Below are 24474 nucleotides of genomic sequence, written 5' to 3'. Positions count from 1 at the left end.
GCCTCACTCCGCCGCGACGCCGTACCAGGCGGCCGCGTCGTCGTCGAGCACCAGCCAGTCCTCCGGCAGGGCCTCGTCGGCGGCCGACGAGACGGGTGCCGCCGCGCCGACCGACACCGGACCCACCGACCGCTGACCCACCGACCGCTGATCGGCCGACAGCCGACCGGCCGACGCCCGCCCGGCCGATGCCGCCCCGGCCGGCCGCGCAGCCGCGGGCGACACATCGAGCGCCGTCGTCCCGGTCTTCCCGGCCTGCGGCGGCAGCGCCACCGCGCCGAACGCGCCGCCGCGGGTCACCGATCGCGCCGTGAGGACCGTGGCGGCCTCGTTGCGCCGCCCGAGCGCCGCGACGCCGGCGAAGGCGAGCACCGCGGCGCCGGCCATGCCCACCGCCTCGCCCGGGACGGCCGTGGCATGGCGGGTCGGGGCCGGCCGATCGCCGCGTCGCTCCGGGGCCGCCGGGTCCGACGCCTTCGGGCGGATTCGGCCGGCCTCGGCCGGGATCTCGGTCGTGACGGTGCTGGCCGGATCCGTCGCGTCGGTGACGACGACGCGCACCGGCACGGCGACGCGGCCGCCCTCGCCCGACGGCCGCACCGCGACCAGCCGGCGGTCGTCGTCGATCGTCGCCGCCGTGATGGTGCCGTCCGACCACTCGACGGTCGCGACGTGCCGGTCGCGCATGCCGGGATCGACCAGCCGACCGGTCAGCACGACGCGCTCGCCGTCGGCGCCGTTCTCCACCGACCAGCCGAGGTCGTCGAGCCGCGGCGCGACATTGCGCACGGTGACGTCGAACTTGATCGAGCGGGTCGTGCCGTCGCGGCCCGTCGCCGTGATCGACAGCCGGCGCGTGCCGGTGCCGCTGTCGTCCTCGTAGGTATGCGCGAGCGCCCCGATCGCCTCCGGCCCCTTCAGCGTCTCGACCGTGCCGTCGCCCCAGTCGACCGTCACCTCGGCGGCGCCAGCGAGCAGCTTGGCGGCCGCGTCGGGCAGCCGCAGCGTGCCGCCCTCGTCGACCGACAGGCGACCGCCCTCGCCGCGCCCGAGCGCGCCGGTGACGTCGGACTTCACTGAGCCGCCGGAGAGCACGAGCGTGTCGCCGAAGCCGTTGGGCGCGATGCCGCCGCCCACCGGAGCGACCGCGCCGGCCGGCAGGGCCGCGAGCGGGTCGGAGCCGCCCGCGACGGCCGGCAGCGTGAGCAGGTCGGGCGCCAGCGCCACGATCGAGGTCGTGGCCGCGACATGGCCGAGATCGTCGTCCGCCACGGTCACGACGATCGTGTAGGTTCGGAACACGCCGGGCGGCAGCGTGTAGACGTGGGACGCCGTGAAGCTGTAGGTGCGATCGAGCTGGACGACCGAGGTGGTGTCGTCGCCCCAGTCGATCGTCACGGTATGGGTGTCGCGCGTGCCGACGTCGACGAAGGAGCCGGTGACGACCGCCGCCTCCGCGGTGCTGATGACGCCCTTCTCCACGGCGACGACGAGCGCGTCCGGCGCGACGTTCGCGACCTCTACGGCGACGCTCCGGATCGCCGAGAGATCGCCGTCGTCGTCACGCGCCGCGACCGTGATCGTGTAGGTGTCGCGAGCCGTGCCGGACGGCGCGTCGTCGAGATAACGATGGCGCGCCACATAAGCGCCGGTGACGGGATTGACGCGCGCCACCGAGGTGGTGCCGTCGCCCCAGTCGATTTCCACCGTGTGGGTGTCGAGGGTGCCGATGTCGGTCACCCGGCCCGTGATCGTGATCACGTCGTTCTCGTCGATCGCGGCCTTGTCGATGGCCAGGTCGACCACCACGGGCGCGACGTTCTCGATCGTCAGCGTCGCCCGCGTGGTCGAGGTCTGGTCGGCACCGTCGTCGACCTGCTCCGTGACCGTGACCAGGATCTTGTAATCGTCCTGATGGGTCGCGGTCGGGTCGTCGTCGAGATAGCGGTGGCTGGCCACGAACCGACGCAGCCGCGGATCGGCGGCGTCGACCGTGACGACCGCGGCCGAGCTGGTGCCGTCGCCCCACGCGATCGTGACGGTATGGGTGTCGGCGAGGCCCGGATCCGTGAAGGTGCCTTCGACCGTCACCACGCCGTTCTCGTCGATGGTCACGGTCGAGGGCGCGTAGCCTTTGCCGTCGGTGGGCTGCCGGGCCGGCACGCCGTCGAGAATCAGGCCCCCGGCCTCCGGCCCGACATTCCGCACCGTGAGGCCGGCCGTCGCCGTGTCGGCGTCGCCGCGCTCGTCGGTCAGCCGCGCCGTGATCGTGTATCGATCGACCATGGTGTTGGGCGCCGTCGTGTCCTCGTAGACGTGGCTCGCCGTGAAGGTGCGGGTGCGCGCATCGACGGTCGCCCACGACGTGGTGCCGTCGCCCCAGTCGATCTCGACCATGTGGGTGTCGAGCGTGCCGGGATCCGTGAAGCGGCCCGTGACCGTCACGGCGCCGCCCTCGTCGATGGTGTCCGCCACGGCGGCGAAGCCGGTGATGGTCGGCGACACGTTGGTCACCATGACCGTAGTCGCGGCCGTGGCCTCGCCCCTGTCGTCGTCCGACAGGACCGCCGAGATCGTGTAGGTGCCGTCCTGCAGATAGCGATGCGAGGCGTCGAAGCGGGTGGTGCCGGCCGCGAAGGCGACCGTTTCGGTCGTGCCGTCGCCCCAATCGACGACGAGCGTGAAGGTGTCGCGCATGCCGGGATCGCCGATCAGGCCGCTCAGGACCGAGATGCCGTTCTCGTCCACGGCCGTGGCGGCGAGCTCGGTCAGGGTCGGCGCGACATTGGCGACCGTGACGGTCGGGCCGTCCTTCTCATAGGCGCCGTCGCCGTCGAAGGCCATGACCGTGATCGCGAAGACGCCGTCGTCGGCGTAGACATGCGTCGCCGCGGTGGCCGGGTCTGTCGCGCCGTACCAGCCGCTCGTGCCGTCGCCCCAGTCGACATACCAAGTGTCGACCTTGTCGTTCCCCGGATCGGTCGACGACAGCGTCAGCGTGTAGGTCGCCCCCTCGTTGGTCGTCGTCGCGCCGACGACCGTCAGGGTCGGAGCGACCTCGCGCACCGTGATGGTCGTGTAGGCCTCGGCCGTGGCGCCGTCCTTGTCCATCACCACGGCCCGCACCGTCACGAGCCCGGCCTGCTTCAGCGAAGCGGCCGGAAGGGCGGCGGTGGCGGATGCACCGAACGCCGTATCGAGCGTGCCGTCGTTGTCGAAGTCGAAGGCGTAGGTGAGCGCGGCGGCATCGGTGGCCGACGGGTCGGTGGCGCCGATCACCGTGACGGTGGCGCTGCCGCCCTCGTCGACGGCACCCGGCCCGTCGAGCCCCACGACGCTCGGCGCCGCGTTTTCCAGGACGAGCGACGTGGTCGCCTGAATCACCACGACCGACCCGTAGGCGACCCGGACCGCGATGCTGCGGGTCGCGTCGCCGTCGTCGATTCCCAAGGCCTGGAGCTGCGCCCAGGTGACGGTCGCGGAGAGGCCCGTCGCGTCGTCGAAGGCACCGTCGCCGTCGATGTCCCAGGCGATCGCGGTCGGGGTGCCGACGACGGCCACGCTCACGGTCAAGCCCTCGCCTTCGCGGATCGTGTAGGGACCGTCGATGGCGATCTGGGCGGCGTCCACGTTCACCGCGATGGCGTGATACGGCGACCACGCCGCGGTCGCCCGCGTGTTGTCCTCGTCGACGGCGCCGACCCGCACCCGGTAGAGGCCCGGATTGGCGTAGACATGCGCGGCGAGCGCCGCGTTTGCGCCGAGCACCTCGAGCGGCGAGCCGTCCCCCCAGTCGACCAGCCACTCGCGGACGCGGTCGTTCGGCGACGGATCCGTCGCCCCGAACGTGATGGTGGCGACCTCGCCGACCAGCACCGTGGTGGTGCCGCCGACCGTGACGGTCGGCAGGGTGTTGTCGATCGTCAGGATCGCCGAGCCGCGGCCTTCCAGGCCGCCGCCGTTGGTCGCCGACACGCTGATCCTGTAACTGCCGTCGTCGCCGAGCCCGAAGCCGACGAGCTGCGTCCAGGTCAATTCCAACCGATAGGTCCGGACCGCGCCGGCGGTGGCGACCAGGGTGCCGACCGCCTCGCCGTAGAAGCCGTCGCCGTCGATGTCGAAGACGACCTCGCCGTCGAGCGTGCCGCCCGCCCCGTTCGGCTGGATGTCGACCAGGATGGTGACGCCGTCGCCTTCGCGGATCGTCGCGATCGAGCGGATCGTGACATACGGGCCGGTCTGGATGCCGACGCCCTCGAAGGTGTCGTAGGTCACGATCCCGCGGCCGTTCGCCTTGATGGTGCCGGCGCGCTGGTCGGTGATGCCGGGCGTGTAGCCGACCGTGCCCGGATCGAAGATCAGGGTGTCGCCCGACACCCCGTCGGGCGGGTTCGGGTTCTCGCCGTGCGCCTTGACGGTGGCGTCGTCCGGGATGCCTGCACCGGAGATCACCACGGTGTCGGGATCGTCGATCGTGTAGCGGCCGTCGTCGCCCCAGATTTCGGTCGTCGACGCGGCGCCGACACTGAACACCTTGATCAGGTCGCGGCCGGCGTCGCCGTAGACGACGGTCGTCGCGTCGGTGCCGGTGGTCTCGACCGCGATGGTGTCGTCGCCGGCCCCGCCCCGCAGCGTGATCGTCTCGCCGGCCGTCGTCGCGCGCAGCGACAGCGTGTCGTCACCACCGCCGAGATCGATCAGCGTGTCGGTCCCGTAGGCGACAATCACCACCGAGTCGTCGCCTTGGCCGGTGCTCACCGTGGTGCTGCGCACGATCGAGGGCGGTGGCGCGACGATCGTGACGATGTCGTTGCCGCCCAGCGTCGCGAGCGTCAGCGCCTCCATGCCGCTGAACTGCGTCGTGAAGGCGATGGGCGCCGCCTGCGGCGAGAGGTCGAGCGAGAAGGTTGCGAGCGCCCCGGTCGCGCCATAGGCACCCTTGCCGCCGACATGGATCGCGACCGTGGCGTCGCCCGCGGTCCATGGTCCGAACGCGATGGCGGCCGGACCGCCGAGTCCGGTGACGCCGCCGACATTGTCGCGCACCGTCTGCACATAGGTGAGCGTGCCGGCGGTCGGGTCGCGCAGGAAGACGACCAGGGCATTCCCCGATTGCGCCGCCACGACGACGTAGCGACCGTCCGGCGTCACCGCGACGTCGGACGGGCCGCCCATGCCGCGCACGCCGTCGACGCCGTTGCGCATCGTCTGCACGACGGTGAGCGGCGTGCCGCTGCCCGACACGGCGAGCACGGCGAGCGTGTCGCCGACGCTGCCGCTGACGTAGAGCGTCGTTCCGTCGGGACTGAGCGCGAGATCGGCAGCGCCGTCGAGCCCCAGGCTCGCGCCCGTGAGGGTCTGGACCGTGGTGCCGGTCGTCGTGTCGATCACCCGCAGCGTGTCGGTGGTCGGATCGGTGACGAACAACAGGTTTCCGGAGACGAGCGTCTCGCCGCGGCCGGCCCCCGCATAGGTCGCCTCCTGATGGAGCGCGCCGCCGGAGCCGAGCGTGAAGCTGCGCACGCCGCTGCTGCCCGACGCGACCACGGTGCCCGTGGCCGCGTTCCAGCTCAGCTCCTGATAGTAGTCGCCACCGCTCGCGACGACTCCGACATAGGTCAGGTTGCCGGTCGCCGCGTCGCGTGCGAAGGCCGTGATCGCGTGGCTCGCCGGGCTCGATACCAGAACATAATTGCCGGCGACCACCACGGCGCTCGGCGCGTCGAGGCCACCGACGCCGTCGGTACCGTCGACGAAGAGCTGGCGCTGCGAGCCGTCGGCCGTGTTGATCACGACGAGCGCATCCTGACCGGTCGCGACCGCGTAGGCCTGCTTGCCGTCCGCGCTCGTGGCGACCGCGTCGAGGGTGGCGAGCGCGCTCGAGGTCGGGGCGGTCGCGCGCTGGGCGTAGAGATAGCCGACGCCGCCGTCGACGAGCGTGAAGGTCCGGGTCTGGATGCCGGCCCCGCCGGCGATCGTGACCGTGCCGGCGCTCTCGGGGATCAGCGTCGCCCACACCTGGCCGGCCGGCAGGCTCGCCAGCACGGTGTCGGCGCCGATGCCGTCGGTCTTCAGGCCGGTCAGCCCGGCACCGCCGACGCCGAGCTGGATGCCGGACAGGTTGATGCCGGTGAGATTGACCACGACCAGCATGTCGTAGCCGCTGTAGGAGTCGGTGCTGCCGTCGCCCAGATAGGCGTCCGCGTCGAAACGCAGCACCGCGATCAGCGCGTCGCCGTCGGCCGCAGTGAACGCGATGCTGTCGGTGCTGTCGAAATCGATGTTGCCCTTGGTCGCGCCGGCGATGATGCCGTAGATGTCGGCGCCGCCGGCGAGCCCGGCGATGTTCGCCGTCCAGGTGCCGCCGACATAGACGTTCGCCTCGCCGACCCCGGTGCTGCTCCCCGAAAAGCTCGTCTGGGTCGCGTTCGTCACGGAGCCGCTGTAGGAGATCGTCGTGTTGCTGCCCATCAGGAAGCGGCCGGTGCCGCCGTCGCCGGCGGCACCGGCGCCCTGGCCGCCGCTCGTCACCACGGTCGCGTTGCCGGCGTTCAGGTCGGTCGCGAACAGCTTGATGGTGCCGCCGGCGCCGCCGCCGCCGTCCCCGCCGTCCCCGCCGTCCCCGCCGGCGCCGCCGACCCCGCCGGAGCCGCCGTTGTAGTTGTCGTCGAGCCCGTCGCCGCCCGACCCGCCGTTGTCGTAGCCGGCATGGCCAGAGCTGCCCGCGGTGCCGGTCGAGCCGTTGCCGCCGATCGACAGGAACTCGGTGAGCTTCGACGCGTCGTCGGTCGACGCGATGGTGATACGGCCCGACGCGACGATCTCCATGGCGCCGCCACCGCCGCCGCCGGCGCCGCCGGTACCGCCGCGGCCACCGCCACCGCCGGCGCCGCCACCCTCGCCGCCGCCGCCGCCGGCCCAATGCTCGTAGATGCCGAGGAACCCGCTGTTCCAGTCGCGGCCGGAGCCGCCGCCGCCACCGCCGCCGCCGCCGCCCGCCCCACCGCCGCCGCCGCCGCCGCCGGCGCCGCCGCCGGATCCGGCCGAGATCGTCGTGCCGCTGCCCGTGTTGGTGCCGCCGGCGCCGTCCCTGCCGTCGTCGCCGTCGTCACCGTCCTCGCCGGCCGTACCGTTCTGGCCGTTCCCGTAAGGGTAGACGAGCTGCCCGCCGACGTAGTTTCCGCCGCCCCAGCCGCCGTCACCGCCGTCGCCGCCGGCACCGCCGTCGCCGCCGGCGCCGCCGGCACCGCCCGGGCCACTGTTGAGGCCGGTGCCGCCGGTGCCGCCGGTGCCCCCGTCCTGGCCCGCGTTACCGTCGCCGCCGTCACCGCCCGGGCCACCGCCACGGCTGCGGTCCTCGGCCGCTCCGCCGCCGCCACCACCACCACCGCCGCCCGCCCCGTAGGCCACGCCGGTGCCGAAGCCGCCGCTGCCGCCCGAGCCGCCATTGACGTCGTCGGTGCCGGGCGGGCCGCCCATCGCCTGACCGTTGGAGTAGTTACCGGACGGATAGAGCGACGAGGAGCCGTTGTAGAGGCTGCCGTTGTAGCCGCCCTGCGCCCAGGTGCCGCCGGACCCGCCGGAGCCGCTCCCGCCCGTGCCGCCGCCGGCGCCGCCGCCCGCATAGGCCGTCGCCCCGTCGGCGCTGAGATCGAACGTCACGTTGGTGCCGATGACGACGTCGTCCAGCACGGTCAGCGACAGTCCGTTGCCACCGATCGCCTTCACGGTGATGTCGTTCAAGATCACCACGTCGCCCGCGAACGTGAAGGTGGCGATCTGGTTGGCGATCGAGACGGTGAGACCGAGCGCGGCCATCTGAGCGAACGAGCTGCCGCTGGTGATGGTGCCGTCGGCGGTATCGTCGCCGTCGTTCAGCTCGACCGCGATGGTGCCCCTCGCGAGCTTCCCGGTCGCCGTGTCGAAGACGATGTCGCCGGTGAAGGTGAAGATCGGCACGTTGGCCGTGGTCGTGGTGCCGGCGGCCAGGATCGTGTCCTTCGCGACGATGTCGTCGACCAGCACGCCGGTCGGCAACGTGAAGGTCACCGTGGACAGCGCCGAGAAGCGCGCGTCGAGCGCGACATACTGGAAGCCGCTGTTCGCCGCGAGCGTCACCTCCTGGGTGACGACCTTGCCCGTGATCGTGGTGCCGTTGACGTAGACGATCGCCGGCGTGCCGCCCGTGTTGGCGAGCTCGAGCGAGTAGAGCGAGAAGCCGTTGTTGGTCGCCGTGCCGTCCAGGTTGGACGAGCGCAGCGTCACCAGGGCCGTCGCGCTGCTGGTGCCGACCGCCGGGCTGGTCGCGTCGTCGCGCACCAGGCTGCCGCCGGTGACCGTCAGCGAGAAGCCGTCCTCGACGAAATGCCCCGTCGGCCCGACCGTGGCGGGTACCGTGTCGAAGCTGATCGAGTCCTCGTAGTAGCGGAACGTGGCGCTCGACGTCTGGGTGGCGACCACCAGCCCGGAGCGCAGCTCGATGGTGTCGTGGTCGAGCGAGGCGGTGACGTCGGCCGGCGTGTCGGCCGCCACCGTGAGCGTGTCGCCGCCGCTGCGACCGCCGAGAATGCGCGTGAGATCGGCCCCCTCGGTGGTGACCACCGCGACGGTGCCGTGCGCCGCCGTCGTCGCCTTCAGGACGACGCCGTTCAGCACCCAGTCGACCGCGTTGGCGCCGGCCGCGTTGTCGACCTCGAGGATCTCGACCGACTTCTGGATGGCGCCGAAGCTCGCATCCGGATCGCCCGGCAGCACGATCTTCAGCGTGTCCACGCCGATCTCGCCGTCGACGATGACGGCCGCGGTGCCGACCGTCTCGGCCAGGAACAGGTCGTCGCCGGCGCCGCCGAAGAGGCCGAGCACCACCGTGTCGGTGTCGAGATCGATGGTCACCTTGTCGTTGCCGGAGCCGAACTTCAGGTCGACCCGGTCGACCGCCTCGAACGTCACGGCCGCGGCGGTGAGGTCGCTCACCGTGCCGCCGTCGCCGCCGCCGCCGACCAGCCCGCCGACCTTCACGTCGAAGGCCGTGGTCGCGGCCGAGCGGTCGACCACCAGGCGATCGACCACCCCGTCGCCGGTGCCGTCGCCCACCACCGTGACGGCCGCGTGCGCCTGCGTCACGGTCGCCGTGTCGGCGCCGCCGCCGAGCACCAGGGTGGTCGCGTGCGACACGTCCATGATCAGGATCGTGTCGGCGCCGTCGCCCGCCTCGACCCGCACCTGCGTCGCGGTGTCGACGACTGTGAGCCGGTCGTCCTCGCCGCTCAGCCGCACCACCACGTCGGCGATGCCGTCGAACTCGACCCGGCCCGCCATCGTCGTCTCGGTGACGAGCCCGGCGCCGGTCGCGGTCGTGGCGAGCGTCATGTCGGTCCGCACCGCCGCCGCGACGACCAGCGAGTCGGAGCCGTCGCCGGCGATGGTCAGCACGGACCTGATCTGGGCCAGCGTGCCGCCGACCGTGATCGCGTCGGCGCCGCCGCCGGCGTCGATCGTGGTGGCGACCGAGAGCCCGGCCACCGTGATCGCGTCGACGCCGCTGCCGGTCCGCACCGTCAGCCGCTCGACGTCGCCGTACATGATGCCGGCCGCCTCGTTCGGCGCGGCGGCGTCGTCGCCGCCCATGCCGAGGCCGAAGATCTGGTTGGCGTTGCCGCCGCCCAGCAGGACCACATCGGCGTCGGTATCGCTGCTGTCGTCGACCAGGATCGTGTCGGTGCCGGCGCCGCCCGTGACCACGACGAGACCGTCGATCGCGTCGACGGTGCCGTCGCTGCCGCGGAACGTCACGCGGTCGTCACCCGCCCCGGTGAGCAGCTCGGTGCGGATCGGGCCGAGCGTCGCCGCGACCGTCACGGCATCGGCGAAGCCGCCGAGGGCCAGCCGCGCCGTCTCGATGTCGTAGCGGATCGTGCCGGCGACGCCCGACAGCGTGATCTCGCCGGTCGTCACGTCGACTCCGGCGACCGTCTCCGTGTGGGTCGTGACCAGCACGTCGCGGCCGCGGCCCGAGCCGGTGTCGTCGAGCACCAGGAGGTCGGCGGCATCGCCGCCCAGCACCGTCACGACGCCCTGGATGCCGGCGAGCGAGCCGCTGGTGGCGCCGCCCGGCGTCGCCGTGCTGCCGATCAGGATGGTGTCGGTGCCGGCGCCGCCGTCGATCACGACGGAGGTGCCGAGCACGACCTGGCGGAGCGCGACGGCGTCCGCGTCGGCGCCGCCCAGGATCGAGACCGCGGGCGCGACCAACCGGCCGCTGAGCTGGAGGGTGCTGCCGATGCCCGGGTCTGCGTCCTCGTGGTCGACCCGGATCGCCACCGCGACGGCGGCCGACACGGTGGCGGCGGCGTCGAGAACGAGATCGTCGCCCACCCGCAGATCGACCGATCCGGCCAGCGCCTGCACCAGCGCGCCCGCCCCGAGCAGCATGTCGTCGGCGAGGCTCGTGGTGTCGCGCGTCTGCAGGACGATGTCGCCCTCGAGCGAGCGCACCGTGCCGAGCCCGACCCCGCCGAGGACGTCGGTGACGACGATGCCGGTCGCGGCGCTCGCCGAGAGCGAGCCGGCCACCGCGGCAGCGTCGACCGTCAGCGCCGTGCCGGCGACCCCGATGGTGCCGCCGTTCGCGGCCAGCACGACGGTCGGCGCCGCGACCGCGGCGTCACCGCCCGGCGCGGCGTCGAGGATCGAGCCGGAGGCGGTGAGGCTCGCCGTGCCGATGGTCGTGACGATCCGGCCGATCTCGAGATCGCCGGTCTCGGAGAGCCCTATTCCCGTTCCGGCGCGCGCGTTGACCAGCGTCGTCTCGGTGCGCAGCGGCGTGCCGGCGAGGCCGATCACCCCGCCTGCGATCAGGTCGAGCGTCGTGCTGACCACGCGCGCGGCCGAGCCGCTACGCGCCAGGACGTCGCCGCCGTCGGCCTCGATCAACGTGGTGCCGTAACGGTTGTCGATCAGGCCGGTGAGGACGATGTCGGCCGCGCTCGATGGATTGGTGGCGACGATCTCGATCCGGGTCGCGCCGACGTCCACCGTCTTCCCGTAGAGGAAGCGGCTCGTCTCCAGCACGTTCACGACGATGTTGCCGGTGACGTTGGCGTTCTCCGACACCGGGTCGATGGCACCGATCACCAGCGTCATGGTCGAGGCGTTGGTGACGACGACCTCGTCGAAGCCGGTGACGAACGTGAAGCTCGCCGAGCCGGCGATCGAGTTCTCGGCCGGCGTCGTGCCGTAGCCGGCCGGGCTCGGGTCGAGGGACGACGTGGTGATCGAGAAGGTCGCGCTGCCGACCGCGTTCGACGAGTAGATGATGTCCGGGACGATGATCTCGGTCGGCGTGATGGTGACCGGGCCGATGCCCTGCTGCTTCACGATGGTGCCCGACGCGTCGATCTCCAGGATCGGATCGGCGGGCCCGTAGAGATAGACGTCCGAGTTGAACACGATCGTGCGCGGGAACGCGAAGGTCTCGTTCTCGGTCTCGTCGCCGGTGTCGATGGCGGCACCCGACGAGTTGGCGTGGGCGTCGCCACCGTGCTCGTCGGTCGCGATCGTCACGGCGAGCGCACGGGTGCGGATCACCGAGCCCGCCTCGGTGAGGATGCCGGCGGCGACCTGATAGTCGATCGTCGCGGTCGAGTCGGTGTCGCCGCCGATGCCGTCGGTGTCGGCGTCGGCGTCGGCCTTGGCGTGCAGATCAGGCAGGCTCGCGGTCAGGTTCACGGCGGCATCGCCGTCGAGCACCGCGCCCGCCCCGATGCTCACGCCGACGTCGAGCAGGCGCTTGCCGGAGGGCGGCTCGACTCTCGCCTCGGCGTCGGAGTCGGCGCCGGCCGCGTCCGCGTCGGCATCCGCGTCGGCGTCGAGATCGAGCTTGGTCGCGATCGCCGCGACCGTGAGGGTGCCGTCGGCCGACAGCGTCGCGCCGGCCGCGACCGTGGTCTTGACGATGGCCGCGTGGATCAGCGTGGCGGTCGCCTCGGTGTCGGCGCCGAGCCCTTGCGCGAGCGCGTCGGCGTTGGAGTCCACGGTGCTCGAGGTGCGGGCCCGCACGGTCAGATTGGTGCCGGCGGCGAGCCGCGCGGCCGCGCCCACCGTCGCCGTGGTGCGGTCGGCCACGTCGGCCGTGGTGGCGGCCCGAGTGACGGCCACGATGGCGCCGCCGCCGCCGTCCGCGGCGGCGTTCACGATGTCGGTGGTGGTCGCTTCGACGGTCAGGCTGGTCCCGGCCGTGATGAGCGCCTGCTCGCCGATCACCACGTCGTTCGCGGCGTCGAGCGTCGCCGTGGCGGCGCCGACGATGACGGTGACGCCGCCGTAATTGCCGGCCCGGCCGTCCGCCCCGGCCGTGACGGTCGAGGTCGAGGTCACCGACACGGCCTGGTCGGCGATCAGCACCGCCTCGTCGCCGATCTCGGCGAGGGTCTCGGGCGTCGCCTCGACCGAGACGTCGAGGCCTTGGCCGCTGAGAATACCGCCGCCGGCGGCGACGCCCGACACCCGGGCCGTGATCGCGGTCTCGGCCGCGACCGTGATGGCGCGCGCCTGCACGCGGGCCTTCTCGTCGATGATCGCCGTGGTCTTCGGCGACACCACGGCGTTGACGATGACGACACCGACCGCGATGCCGCCGATGGCGGCGCCGTCGACGTCGATGGTGCCGGTGTCGACCGTGCCGGTCGCCGTCACCGAGACGGCGCCGCTGGCATGGGCGTTCACACCGGTCCCGATGCGGGCCGTGGTGACGCCGCCGATCCGCACGTCGGCGACGCCGGCGGCGACCCCGAGAATGCCGCCCCCGATGGCGATGCCGAACGGCGCGGCGGGCGCGTAGGGCGTGATCTCGATCGTGCGGTCCGCGGCGACCGTCAAGCTGCCGATCGGCGCCGCGAGCGTGCCGAGGGCCGTGTGGTCGCCGACCAGCGCCAGCGCCGATCCGCCGATGTCGGAGAACACGATCGCGGCGCCGAGCCCGGCGACACCCGACACCGAGGCGACGGCGTTCATGATGGCATGGTCGATCGCCGCGTCGGCGTCGACCGACACCGACGAGAAGCCCGACACCACGGTGCCGGTCGCCGCCGAGCCCGCCTCGGCCACGGCCGTGTCGTCGAAGCTGTTGCCGGGCGCGGCGCCGAGCAGCGCCACCGCCGAGGACGTGTCGGTCACGTAAGCGACGGCGCCGCCGAGCGACACGAAGCCCGAGACGGCGCCGCCGAAGCCGAGCACCGCGATGTCGTTGTGGAGCGTCGCGCCGACCGCGAGCGTGCTGCCCGCGCCGTTGCCCGTGACGGTGACGCCGGGGCCGACATAGGCCGTGGTGTCGGCGTCGATCGACACGATGCCGACGCCGACACCGACGGCGACGCCGCCGCCGGCGCCGCCGCCCGCGCGGGCGTCGAAGGTCAGCGTCTGCTGCGTCCGGACCAGGACGTCCTCGGCGACGATCACGGCGCCGGTGCCGATGCCGGCCGTGGTGCCGCTGGCGAGCACGCCGCGCGCCGACAGGCTGCCGTCCACGCTGCCGGCGGCCGAGTTCCGCGTCGACGCCGAGCGGGCGATGTCGGCGAGGTCGGCGCTGCCGGCGCTCAGCCGCTGGCCGCTCGCGGACCCGCCGGAGCCGAGATCGATCACGGTCGGCGTCGCGGCGGTCGCGTCCTCGTAGGTCGCGGCGAGCCGCACCTTCGTCGGATCGGTGCCGTCGACGACCACGAAATAGGCCTTGCCGTCCTCGAGCCCGCCGATCGGCGTGCCGCCACCGGCGCTGTAGACGACCCGGTCGCCGGTGACGAGGCCGGCATCGACACCGAGATCGATCGTGTCGGCGGCCGTGTTCACGGCGCCCGGCCCGAACGCCGGCACGCTCGCGCCGGACCGGCCGTCGCTCGTCTGCATGTCGGCCAGCATGGTGCCGATCGTCTCCTCGACGAAGGAGACGACGGTCTTGCCGCCGTCGCCGGTCAGCGCCGAGGAGGACTGGCCGCCGCCCGAATAGTCGTCGCTGAAGTCGCCGCCGATCGAGTAGACCACGACGCCACCGCCGATGCCGGCAATGCCGGCGCCGACCGCGATGGCGTTGGAATCGACCGTCCAGCGCGACAGTGCGACGACGTCGACGTCGTCCTTCGCCTTGACGGTCGCGGCACCGACCAGGGCCTGGGTGTCGTTGCGGATGACGCCGACGTCGAAGCTGCCGCCGATGCCGGCGGCACCGCCGCCGAGCGCGCCGGCGATCGAGAGCACGTCGACCGTGTTGGTCGCGGCCACCGTGACGGACTGGGCGCCGTTCGCCGCCGGCGTATCGGCGTTCACGGCGACGCCGTCGCCGATCGTCGCGACCGTGTCGCTGTCGATCAGCTCGACCGAGACGGCACCGGCGATGCCGGCATAGAGGCCGCCACCGGCACTCGCCGACACCGAGATCACGTGCTCGCTCGACGACGCCAGCACGGCGACGCCGCGGATCGCGTGGACCGCGATCCCGGCGCCGGCGAGGTCGCCGGTCGGCACGCCCGTGATCGTGGCGCCCGCCGAGGCGTTCGCGTCGACGACGGCGCCGCCCGAGATGGTGGCGAGCGTGTCCTTCTCGATCGACGTGACGTTGACGGCGCCCGCCCCGCCGCCGCCGCCGAGCCCGATGCCGACCGCGCCGGAGATCAGATAGGCCGTGGTGTCGTCGGTGGCCGAGACCAGCACGTTGCCGCCGGCCGTCACCCGCACATGGCCGTCGATCCGGGCGGCCGTCTCGGTGTCGACGACGACGACCGCGGCCGAGCCGCCGATCGCCACCGTGCCACTGCCGGCGAGACCGGCCGCGACCGAGAGGATACGGGCCTGCGCCTGCGCCTCGACCGCCACGTCGCCGCGTGCCGTGACGGCCGTGTAGCCGCCGCTCGCCGGCCCCTCGATCAGCGCCACCGTCATGCCGAGCAGGGTCGGCGCGGCGACGGCCGGCGCCGCCGCGAAGGTGCCGGAGCCGGCGAGGCCACCGCCGATGGCGAGCCCGTCGTAGCTGCGGGTGGCCACCACGGCGACGTTCTGGGCGCTGCCGGCCCCGGTGTTGTCGGCGTTCACGGTGGCGCCCGCCTCGATCGCCGCGCGGGTATCGATCGTGTGGACGCCGACCGTGCCGGCGAGCGCCCCCGAGCCGGTGCCCGAGATGGCGACACCGACGCCTGCCGTGGTGATGTCGTCGATGCTCACCGCGGCGACGACGAGGCCGCGTTGCACCGCGATCGTCGCGACACGGTCGTTTCCGGCCGCGACGGTCGGGTCGTCGAACGAATCGTTGTCGATCGTCGGGACGCCGGTCGAGGCGAGCGACTGGACGAGCTGGCGGGCGGTGGCGGGCACACCAGTCGTGGTGAGGTCGACGGCGCGGCCGGCGAGCGCGTCGTCGCGCGTCGCGGCGAGCCGGAAGGTGTCGTCGGAGACCCGGATCACGAAGTAGCTGCGTCCCGAGACGAGGCCGCCGAGGCCGATCGACTCGGCCGTGTAGACGATCTCCTCGCCGGTCGTGAAGCCGTGCCCGACCGCCCCGATCGTGTCGGTCGAGGCGTTCACGGCGGAGGTCGCGAAACTGGCCGAGGTGCCCTCGTCCTCGGCATCGATGGCGCGCAGCAGATGGGCGCTGCCGCTCGCCACCGTCCCGAACGTCACGGCGGTTCCGGCGCGGGCATTCGTCGCGCTGGTGGCGAGCTTCACGTGGTCGGCGTCGATCCTGATCACGTAATAGGTCCGGCCGCTGACCAGGCCGGAGATCGGCGTATCCGACGTGTAGAGCACGGCGTCGCCGGTGAGCAGGCCGTGATCGTCGAGCCGGACGGTGGAGCCGGAGACGTCGCTGCTCGCGAAGGCGAGCGGCGCCGCGAGGCCGCCCGTCAGTGCCGCGACGCCCGCCTTGCCGTCGGCCGCCAGCGCCGTCACCGCCGCGCCGGCGCCGACATAGGCCTCGGTCGTCTTGGTGATCACCTCGACGGCGGCGGCGATGCCGACCGCGCCGGTGCCCGCACCCGACACGTTGCCGGACACCTGGTCGACCACCGTCTCGTCGAGCGCCTGGACGACGACGTTGCCGTCCGACCGCACCGTCGCGTTGCTGCCGACATAGGCCCGGGTCGTCAGATCCAGCACCGAGACGCCCGCCGTCAGCGTGCCGGTGCCGGTGCCGGCGAAGGCGCCCGACGCCGACACCGACACCAGCGACGTGTCGCCGTAGGCGCGGACCAGCACGTTGTCGTCGCCACGCACCCGCGCGCCCGCACCCACATAGGCCTCGGTGCGCCGAACCACCACGCCGGCGTCGACGCCGACCCCGATGCCGACGCTCGACGCGCCCGCGATCGTGCCGGCGACGCCGACCAGCGACGTCGTGCCCATGGCGAGGAGGCTCACGTCGTCGAGCGACGTGACCCCTGCGGTCGCGGGCGCGCCAGCCGCGGGGGCCTCGACATAGGCCTTCACGGTGTCGTCGATCACCGTCACGGTGACGGCGCCGGCGCCGGCACCGCCGCTGGTCGAGACCGACCCGCCGGCCGCCACGATGACGATCGCGGCGTCGGAGAGCGCCTCGACCGAGACGCCGTTGCGGCCGTCGCCGTGAATGTCCGTGAAGCCGATGCCGGCGCCATTCGCCTGCACTGTGGCCGCGCCGTCGATATAGGCTTCGGTCGTGTTGACGATGGTGACGTCGGTCGCCGAGACGCCGACCGCCACCGCGCTCGAGCCGGCGACCGAGCCGGCGATCGCCACGATCGACGAGGTGTTGGTCGCCAGAAGACGCACGTCGTCGTCGGACTTCACCGTCGAGCGCCCGTCGATCGCGGCCGTCACCGTGTCGGTGATCACGTTGATCGACAGCGAGCCGGCGCCCGCCCCCGCCTTGCCGCCACCGAGCCCGAGCGTCGCCGTCTGGATCACGGCGGTCTCGGTCGCCGTGACCGTGACGTCGCCGGCGACGTCGACCGTGGAGGTGTCGATCAGCGCCGTGACATCGTTCGCCACGTAGTTGGCGCCGATCGCGGCGCCGACGCCGGTGCCGGAGGTCGAGATCGCGACCCCGCCCGTGAAGGTGCGGATGGTCGCCTCGTCTTCGGCGACGAGCGACACCGCGCCCGCCGACGTCGCGCTCGCCCGCTTCTCGATGGTCGAGCGGTCGACGATCGCCTCGATCGTGTTCAGCACGCCGTTGACCGAGACGCTGGCGCCGACCGCGACGTTCTTCGACCCCGCCGCACCGACCGCGGCGGCCGCGATCTTGCCGGTCGGGATCACGTCGGTATCGGTCGACTCCGCCGTCAGAGACACTCCGCCGCCGCCGATGCGCACCACCGAGGCGCCGATCTCGGCCCGCACGTCGACGGCGATCTGGTTCCAGCCGAGCGCGACGCCGAAGCCCTGGCCCTGGGTGCCGATGCCGAGCGCGCCGGCGATCGCCTGAATCACCGAGTCGTCCTTGGCGATCAGCGACACGCGGTTCGCCTCGACGGTCGAGGACTCGATGGTGGCGGCGATCGCGCCGCCGTTGTCGCGGGTGAACAGCAACTCGTCGGTGGAGAGGATGTTGACGGCGATCGTGAAGGCCGCGCCTGTGCCGCTCGACCCGGTCGAGATGCCGGCCGAGATCGCCAGCGCCCGGATCGCCTGGTCGTTGACGGCTTCGATGGTCAGGCCGCCCGCCAACGTGGCATTGGCGCTCTTCACGCCTGCCCGCGTGTCGGCGGCGAGCTGATTGAAGCCGATCGAGGCGCCGACGCCGGTCTTGCCGGCCGTGTAGCTGGCGCCACCGCCGATGGCGATGATCTCGGCCTCGTTCCTGGCGCGCACGAGCATGTCGGACGCCAGCACGACGGCGCCCTGCACCAGCGCGACCGTGGTGTCGACCAGCCGGTTCACCGACACCGAGCCGGCGAAGGCGTTGGCCGAGCCCGTGTTGGTGTTGGCGCTGATCGCCGCCGTGAACGCCGCGACGGTGCCGCCGCGCGTCGCTGCGACGTCGACGGCTCCGGTCACGTCGACCAGCAGGGTGGCGCCCGCCGTCGTCGCGCCGAGGATGTAGGCCCGCGTGTCGGCCGTGATCTGGTTCAGCGCGAAGGCGCCGCCGACCACGTTTCCACCGCCGTTCTGGGTGCCGTTGGCGGTGGCGATCGCGACGCCGCCCGTGATGCCGACGATCACCTGGTCGTTGGTCGCCTCGATGTCCAGCGAGGCGGCCGCGATGCTGCCGTGCGCGTCGACGAACGCCTTCGCGGTGTCGCGGATCACGTTGACGCCGGCGCTGCCGGCGATGCCGATGCCGCTCTTTCCGTTGGCCGCCTCGCCGAACAGGTTGGGTAGGCTGACGCCGTCGAGCGGATCGTCCTCCGACTCGCCGATCGGGTTCTGCTTGGAGGAGATCGCCGTCGCGGTGCCGACCACGTCGACCCGCACGCCGCCGATCGTCGCATCGACCGTGACGGCGCCGACCTCGAGGTCGATCGCGCCCGCCGCCGTCACCGACGAGGTCGGGTCGTTGCCCACATAGGCATAGACGTTCCGCTCGACGTCGTTGACGATCACCGAGAGACCGAGGCCGCTGGACCCGGAGCCGCCCAGCACCATGGAGCCCGCGACCGACACGAAGGTGCCGCCGATCCCGGCCGACACGTCGACGAAGCCGCCCGTGACGGTCGCGCCGCCCGCCGCCGTGGAGACGATGCCGGCCTCGACGTCGCTGCGCTGGCGCAGCGCGACGGCGCTGCCCGAGAAGGCGAACTCGCCGCCGTCGTCGGTGCTGCCACCCGATTGCGCGATGGCGATGCGCAGGATGTCCTCGTTCGCCGCGACGATGAGGCCACCGGCCGACCCAGTCCCGATCGTCACGTCGCCCTCGATGCGGGCGACCGTCGTGTTGTCGAGCGAGTCGACCAGGATCGAGCCGCCGAGCGCCTTGGAGCCGGAGCGATCGAACAGGTCGATCACGTCGGCCCGCGTGATCTTCTTCTCGACCTGCAGCTTGGCGAGCGGGCTGTCGCTCAGCGACCACTTGCCGATGCCGGCCATCTCGACCAGCTCCATCTCGGTCCTCGCCGTCACCGAGACGCTCTGGGTGGGCGGCGGCGACCAGCCGGCGCCGATCGGCGCCTGGTTGATCCGCGCGCCGGACAGCACCAGCGCCTTCGCCGTGTTGGTGTAGACGGTGACGCCGAACGAGCCGGACAGGCCCGCCGCCTTGCTCTCGCTCGCCTTGGCGCCCGACACCACCCAGGTGTTCATCAGCTTGGTCGAGACACCGAGCGTACCGTCGAGCAGCGTGCCGATGGCGCTCGCGCCGCGGGCCTGGATGTCGGCCCAGACGCCGAGCACCAGATCGGCCGGCTCGGTGAGGAACGGGTAGGTCAGCGTGGCGTCGACCGAGACGGTGCCGTAGGCGTCGAGCGTCGTGTGGCCGTACACGATCGCCTGCACGTCGTTGCCGTAGACGCCGACGCCGATCGCCATCGCCACGGCGGCGCCGCTCGAGCCCTTCGGCTTCGAGACATTGGCCTGGGCGAGAAGCTGGGTCTTCTGCGTGACGGTCGCGTCGACCGTGATGTCGCCCTTCGTGGTGAGCACGGTACGGTCGGTGGCGATCGCGTCGGCGCCGACCTCGGCCCGCACCGTGTGCCCGACGACGTTGACGGCGACGCCGCCGGCCGAGCTGAGCTTGTCGTTCTTGATCGAGGAGGTGACCTCCTTGCCGTTCTGGTCGACCGCCGTGGTCTTGCCGGTCGCCGCGGAGGCATCCTTGAAGAACAACGCGAGGCCGACGTCCGCCTTGGTGAGGATGTCGGCGCCGAGCTTGTATTTCGACCAGTTGAACTTGCCGCCCACCTCCGGCTTGGCGATCGACTTCGTGGTCGTGGTCAGGTCCGCCGTGACGGCGATTCCCTGCGTCGTCTTGGTCCCGCCGAGCGTGTGGTAATTGCCGGCGCCGACCGAGGTGAGGTTCACGGCCTTGGTGGTCGCCACCTCGGCCGGGTCGGACACCAGGCGGATGTGGTTCGCATCGACCACCACGACGTAGTAGGTGCCGCCGTTGACCAGCCCGCCGATCTCGCGGTCGGCGACCGTCACGGTCAGCACCAGGCCGTCCGGCTGGGTGACGGTCCGCACCGTCGCCGTGTCCGCCGTGGCGTAGATGATCGTGTCCCCGTCGGAGAGACCGTGGCCGGCGAGCGCGATCGTGTCGGCGGCCGAATCGACCGCCGTGCTCGGCGCGAAGGACAAGGTGCGCGAGACGAACACCAGGGCGTGCGCCATCGCCTGCGTCGTCGCGCCGAGATCGATCAGCGCGCCAGTCGTCGCGTGGCGCAGCTGGATCGTGTTCGCGTCGACGACATGCACCGTGTACTCGGTCGCCGTGACCAGGCCGGCGATCACGTCGGTCGCCTCCTCGCCGAGCGTCGAGTAGGTGACGGTCATGCCCTCGGTGAGGCCGTGGCGCTCGATAACGAGGGTGTCGCTCGCCGCCTCGACGCGGGCCAGCACGAGATCGATCGACTGCGTGCCGCGCGTGAAGGTGTGGCGGCCGAGGGCCGCGCCCTGCGCGAGCTGGACCAGCGCCCCGGTCGAGTCCTTCAGCTGGAACAAGGAGTCGTCGACCGTGACCACCGTGTAGATGCCGCCGTCGACCAGTCCCGTGATCACGGCGTTGCCGTTGGCCGCGTAGGTGACGGTGTCGCCGGTCGCGAAGCCGTGGCCGGAGAGCCGAATGGTGTCGGCGGCGGCGCTGATCGCGTTGAGGTCGACGACGATCGAATCGATCACCTCGACCGTGTGGGTCGAGCTCGGATCGGTGCCGGCGGCGTCGAGGTCGAGCACCGGGGAGACCGAGAGCTGGATATGATCCTCGTCGACGACGATCACGTAGTAGGTCCGGCCGCTGACCAGGCCGCCGATCGCGGTGCCGGCCGTCGTCACGGTCGGCATGCCGTCCGCCGTGAAGCCGCTGCCGTTCAGGGCCGTGTAGACGACCTCCTGGCCGCCTACGAGCCCGTGGTCGGCCAGGTAGATGGTGTCGGTCGCGACGTCGACCACCGAGGCCGCGCCGCCGTCGAAGGCGGCGTCGGCGCCGGTCGCCGCGGCGCCGCCGGCCGAGATCACGCCGTCGACCCGCGACACCACCGAGGAGAAGTCGAAGGCGAGGCTCGAGGCGACGCCGGCGAGGCCGTCGATGAAGCTCACCGTGCTGGAGTCGGCGGTCTGCGAGGTCTTGCCGGTCGCCGCCGCCTTGACGCTCCCGGTGGTCGCCGTGATGGTCGCGCCGCGGCCGATGTCGACCACGGCGTCGAGCTTGGTGTAGGCGATCGCGAAGGCGAGCGTCGTCGCGTTGGCGTTGGCCGGCGTGCTCAGATTGTTGGAGGCGCGCGACGTCACCTTGGCGGTGACGCCGCCGCTCGCCGTGATGTCGACGTTGTTCTTGGCCGTGATCGTGGTGTTTCCGTCGACGATCACCTCGGCCGCGCTCTCCGCCCAGCCGAACCCGATGGCGAGCTCGAAGCCGGCCGTGCTCTTGACCGCGAGCGCGTTGACGAGCGCCTCGACCTTGGTGGTGGCCGAGACGGTGACCGAGCCGGAGCCGACGATCGTCGCGTCGCGGACGTGCACCTTCGCGTCGGCCTCGCGCATCACGACGGAGAGATCGACGCCCGTGAACGAGCTGATCAACACCCCCGGAATCTGGTTGAGGAGCCCGGCGAGATTGCCGACGAAGCCCTGCAGGTAGGACGGCACCTCGTCGGTGCCGGAGATGTTCACGTCGGTCGCCTTGGCCGTGATCTTGACGTCGCCGCCCTTGATGGTGGCGCCGTTGATCTCGATCACGGCGCTCTTCGACGAGAAGTCGAGCGGCCAGCTCGCCAGGCGATAGACCACGTCGGTGGCCGCGATGGTGATCTTGCCGGCCTTGTGGCCGCTGCCCGCCTCGGCGAGGAGCTGCGCGTTCGGACCCAGCGAGACGGCGCGGCCCCCGTAGGTGGTGTCGCCCTCCTTGAAGCCGAGCAGGATCGCGCCGGCGTCGGCACCCGCCTTCTGGGTCGAGACGATCGCCGAGTCGGCGGCATTGACCAGCTTCACCGTGACGGTGCCGACGCCGGCGACCGTGAACGTGACCACGTTGCCGGTCGCGTAGCCGGTGCCGGCCGCGGTGATGCGGGCCGTGACGTCGCCGTCGTCGTCGACCGTCAGCTCCGCCGCCATGCCGGTGCCGGCGCCGCCGCTGCCGACGACCGCCGTGTAGGTGCTGCCGGCCGTCCAGCTGCCGGTGCTGCCGGTCTGCTCGGCGACCGTGCCGATCAGGATCGTGTCGGCGTCGAGCTGCAGGTCGTTGCCGTTCAGGGTGAGGTCGCAAGCGACCTTGATGACGCTTTCGCCGGTCGCGCTCGAGAGCGGGTCGTAACCGTCGGCGAAGAGGTTCACGACGAGATCGGCGTCGAAGCCCGGCGCCAGCGACACGATCGTGATGACGTCGCGGCCGCTGCTGCCCAGGATGGTCAGCGACCCGGTCGGCGCCACGAAATACTGGTCCTCGAAGCCGCCGTCGATGCTGTCGAGCACCATCAGGCCGGTGACGGTGTCGTAGCGCAGCTCGGCCGTATGGCCGGTGAGCGTGCCGGCACTCAGCGTGTCGAGATCGAACGTCAGGGTCGAGGCCGTGCCCGCGATGGTGACGGGCTCGAGCCCGGCATAGGCGAGCATGACGCCGTCGTAGAGGTAGAACCCGGAATCGGGCCCCGTCGCGGTGGCGAGGAGGCTGTCGACCTCGCCGAGGTCGAGCACCAGCGAGTCGTAGCCGCCGACGCCGCCGTCCACGCCGCCCGCGAGACGCCCGCTCCGCGTCACCGTGAACACGTCCTCGTTGCCGGCCGCGCCGACCAGCGACTCGAACCCGAAGAACGCGACCGAGCCGACCGTGCCGGCGCCGTCCCCGTCGATCAGCCAGGCGACGTCGGTCGTCGATCCGTGCAGCGTGTCGGTGCCGATGCCGCCGCCGAGCGTCTCGATGCCGGAGAACCGGACCGTGAGACCCTCCCCGGCGCCGTCGGCGCCGATCGCGGTGCCGCCGCCGGTGCCGTCGAGCGTCCAGTCGGTGGCGCGACCGCCGGCGAGCGCCAGCGTGTCGGCGCCGCCGCCGCCCGTGATCGAAAGCGCCGGCGCACCCGAAACGGCGAACGAGTCGGTATCGATCGTGATGACGTCGTCGCCGGTGCCGCCCGCGACGACGAGGCCGGAGATGCCGTCGAGCGCGACGGAGGCGAGCACGGCGGTCGGATCGGCGGCGTCGACCACCTCGACCCGGCGCTGCGCCACCGTCTCGGTCTCGACCGTGCGCACCTCCTCGACCAGCCGGACCAGGACGTCGTGCTGCTGCCGCCCGGGATCGACGGTGGCGAGATCGATCGCCAGCACGTCGGCATTGAGCATCAGGCGCGGCTCGAGCGGGTCGAAGACCAGGCGCGGCGCGCCCTGGGGCGCCACCGCCAGTCCCGCCACCGATGCCTTCAGCCTGCTCAATCTGTCGGCCCAGCGACGCGCACGAGACGACGGCGGCGCGGCGCAGCGAAACGCAGTCTGGGTCGACATGATGCTCCGTGCCCCTCGTCGAGACGGATCGGGAGTGTCCGTTAAGGCCGGAGTAATATCAATTAACAAATAATGAAATTTATGGAAAATGAGCTATATGACATATACTTGAATATTAGATGACTTTTTTATGAAATACTCGCGGGCCGCCAGGACAGTTCGTTACATCGGCGGCGTGACCGACCTCCACCGCAAGCGAAACCACCGTCGTGCCGGTCTGGACACGGCGCGCCCGGTCGGATCGGCAGGCGAAAGGTCGACGGGCCGCAGCCGCTCGCGACGCCTGGTCCGAAGCTGCGCGCGCCCCCCCTCGCAGGCACCGTGGCCGGGGCCGTCGTGCCCCGAGCCGGCTCGATCCAGACGGCTGCCGACGAACGGCACGGCGACCGGCGCAGGGTCCGCCGAGCGGCCGCGTTTCCGAGCCGGTCCGTCGATGAGATGAACCGGGCGCCACAAACGACGCCCGGCTGTGATCGCCGCTGCGGGCCCCGCGGATGGTCGCCGGCATTTAGAACTTCCGCTGTCCCGGTCCATCGACGGGCGGTCGAGAGCTATTACAGTTGTTACAGTTGTCCAGGCGCTGGTGTGCTCCGACCACCGCGACGCTCGCCCCCTCGCCCGGCTCGTCGGGCTTCTCACCCACCGCCTCGCGAGTCGGCCTCCGAGTCCCCGGCTCGGATTGTGGCGTCATTTGGGGCACATTCCATCGATACACAACGACACAACCATTCGGAACGACAAGCGCAAAAGGTTGCGTTCTTCGGCACCGAGCGAGCGCAATACCCGTCCGACCTCGAACGAGCGACCGGCAGATCTAGAGCGGTTTTCGGTGTGGCTGAATCGCCGGGGGATTCCCTGGGCGGGTGAGCT

General features: G+C 72.0%; 1 protein-coding gene. It reads right to left on the bottom strand.

Annotation, left to right across the window (positions count from 1 at the left end; genetic code table 11):
• Positions 1–3: 3 nt before the first annotated feature.
• Positions 4–23514, bottom strand: a complete 23511-nt coding sequence (locus tag ACFSOX_RS01930; protein ID WP_378476101.1) for a beta-propeller fold lactonase family protein — start codon at positions 23512–23514, stop codon at positions 4–6.
• Between the last annotated feature and the right edge of the window lie 960 nt (positions 23515–24474).

Source organism: Rhodoplanes azumiensis (genome assembly GCF_042682915.1).
Lineage (GTDB): Bacteria > Pseudomonadota > Alphaproteobacteria > Rhizobiales > Xanthobacteraceae > Rhodoplanes > Rhodoplanes azumiensis.
This window is presented reverse-complemented; position numbering and strand designations above follow the sequence as displayed.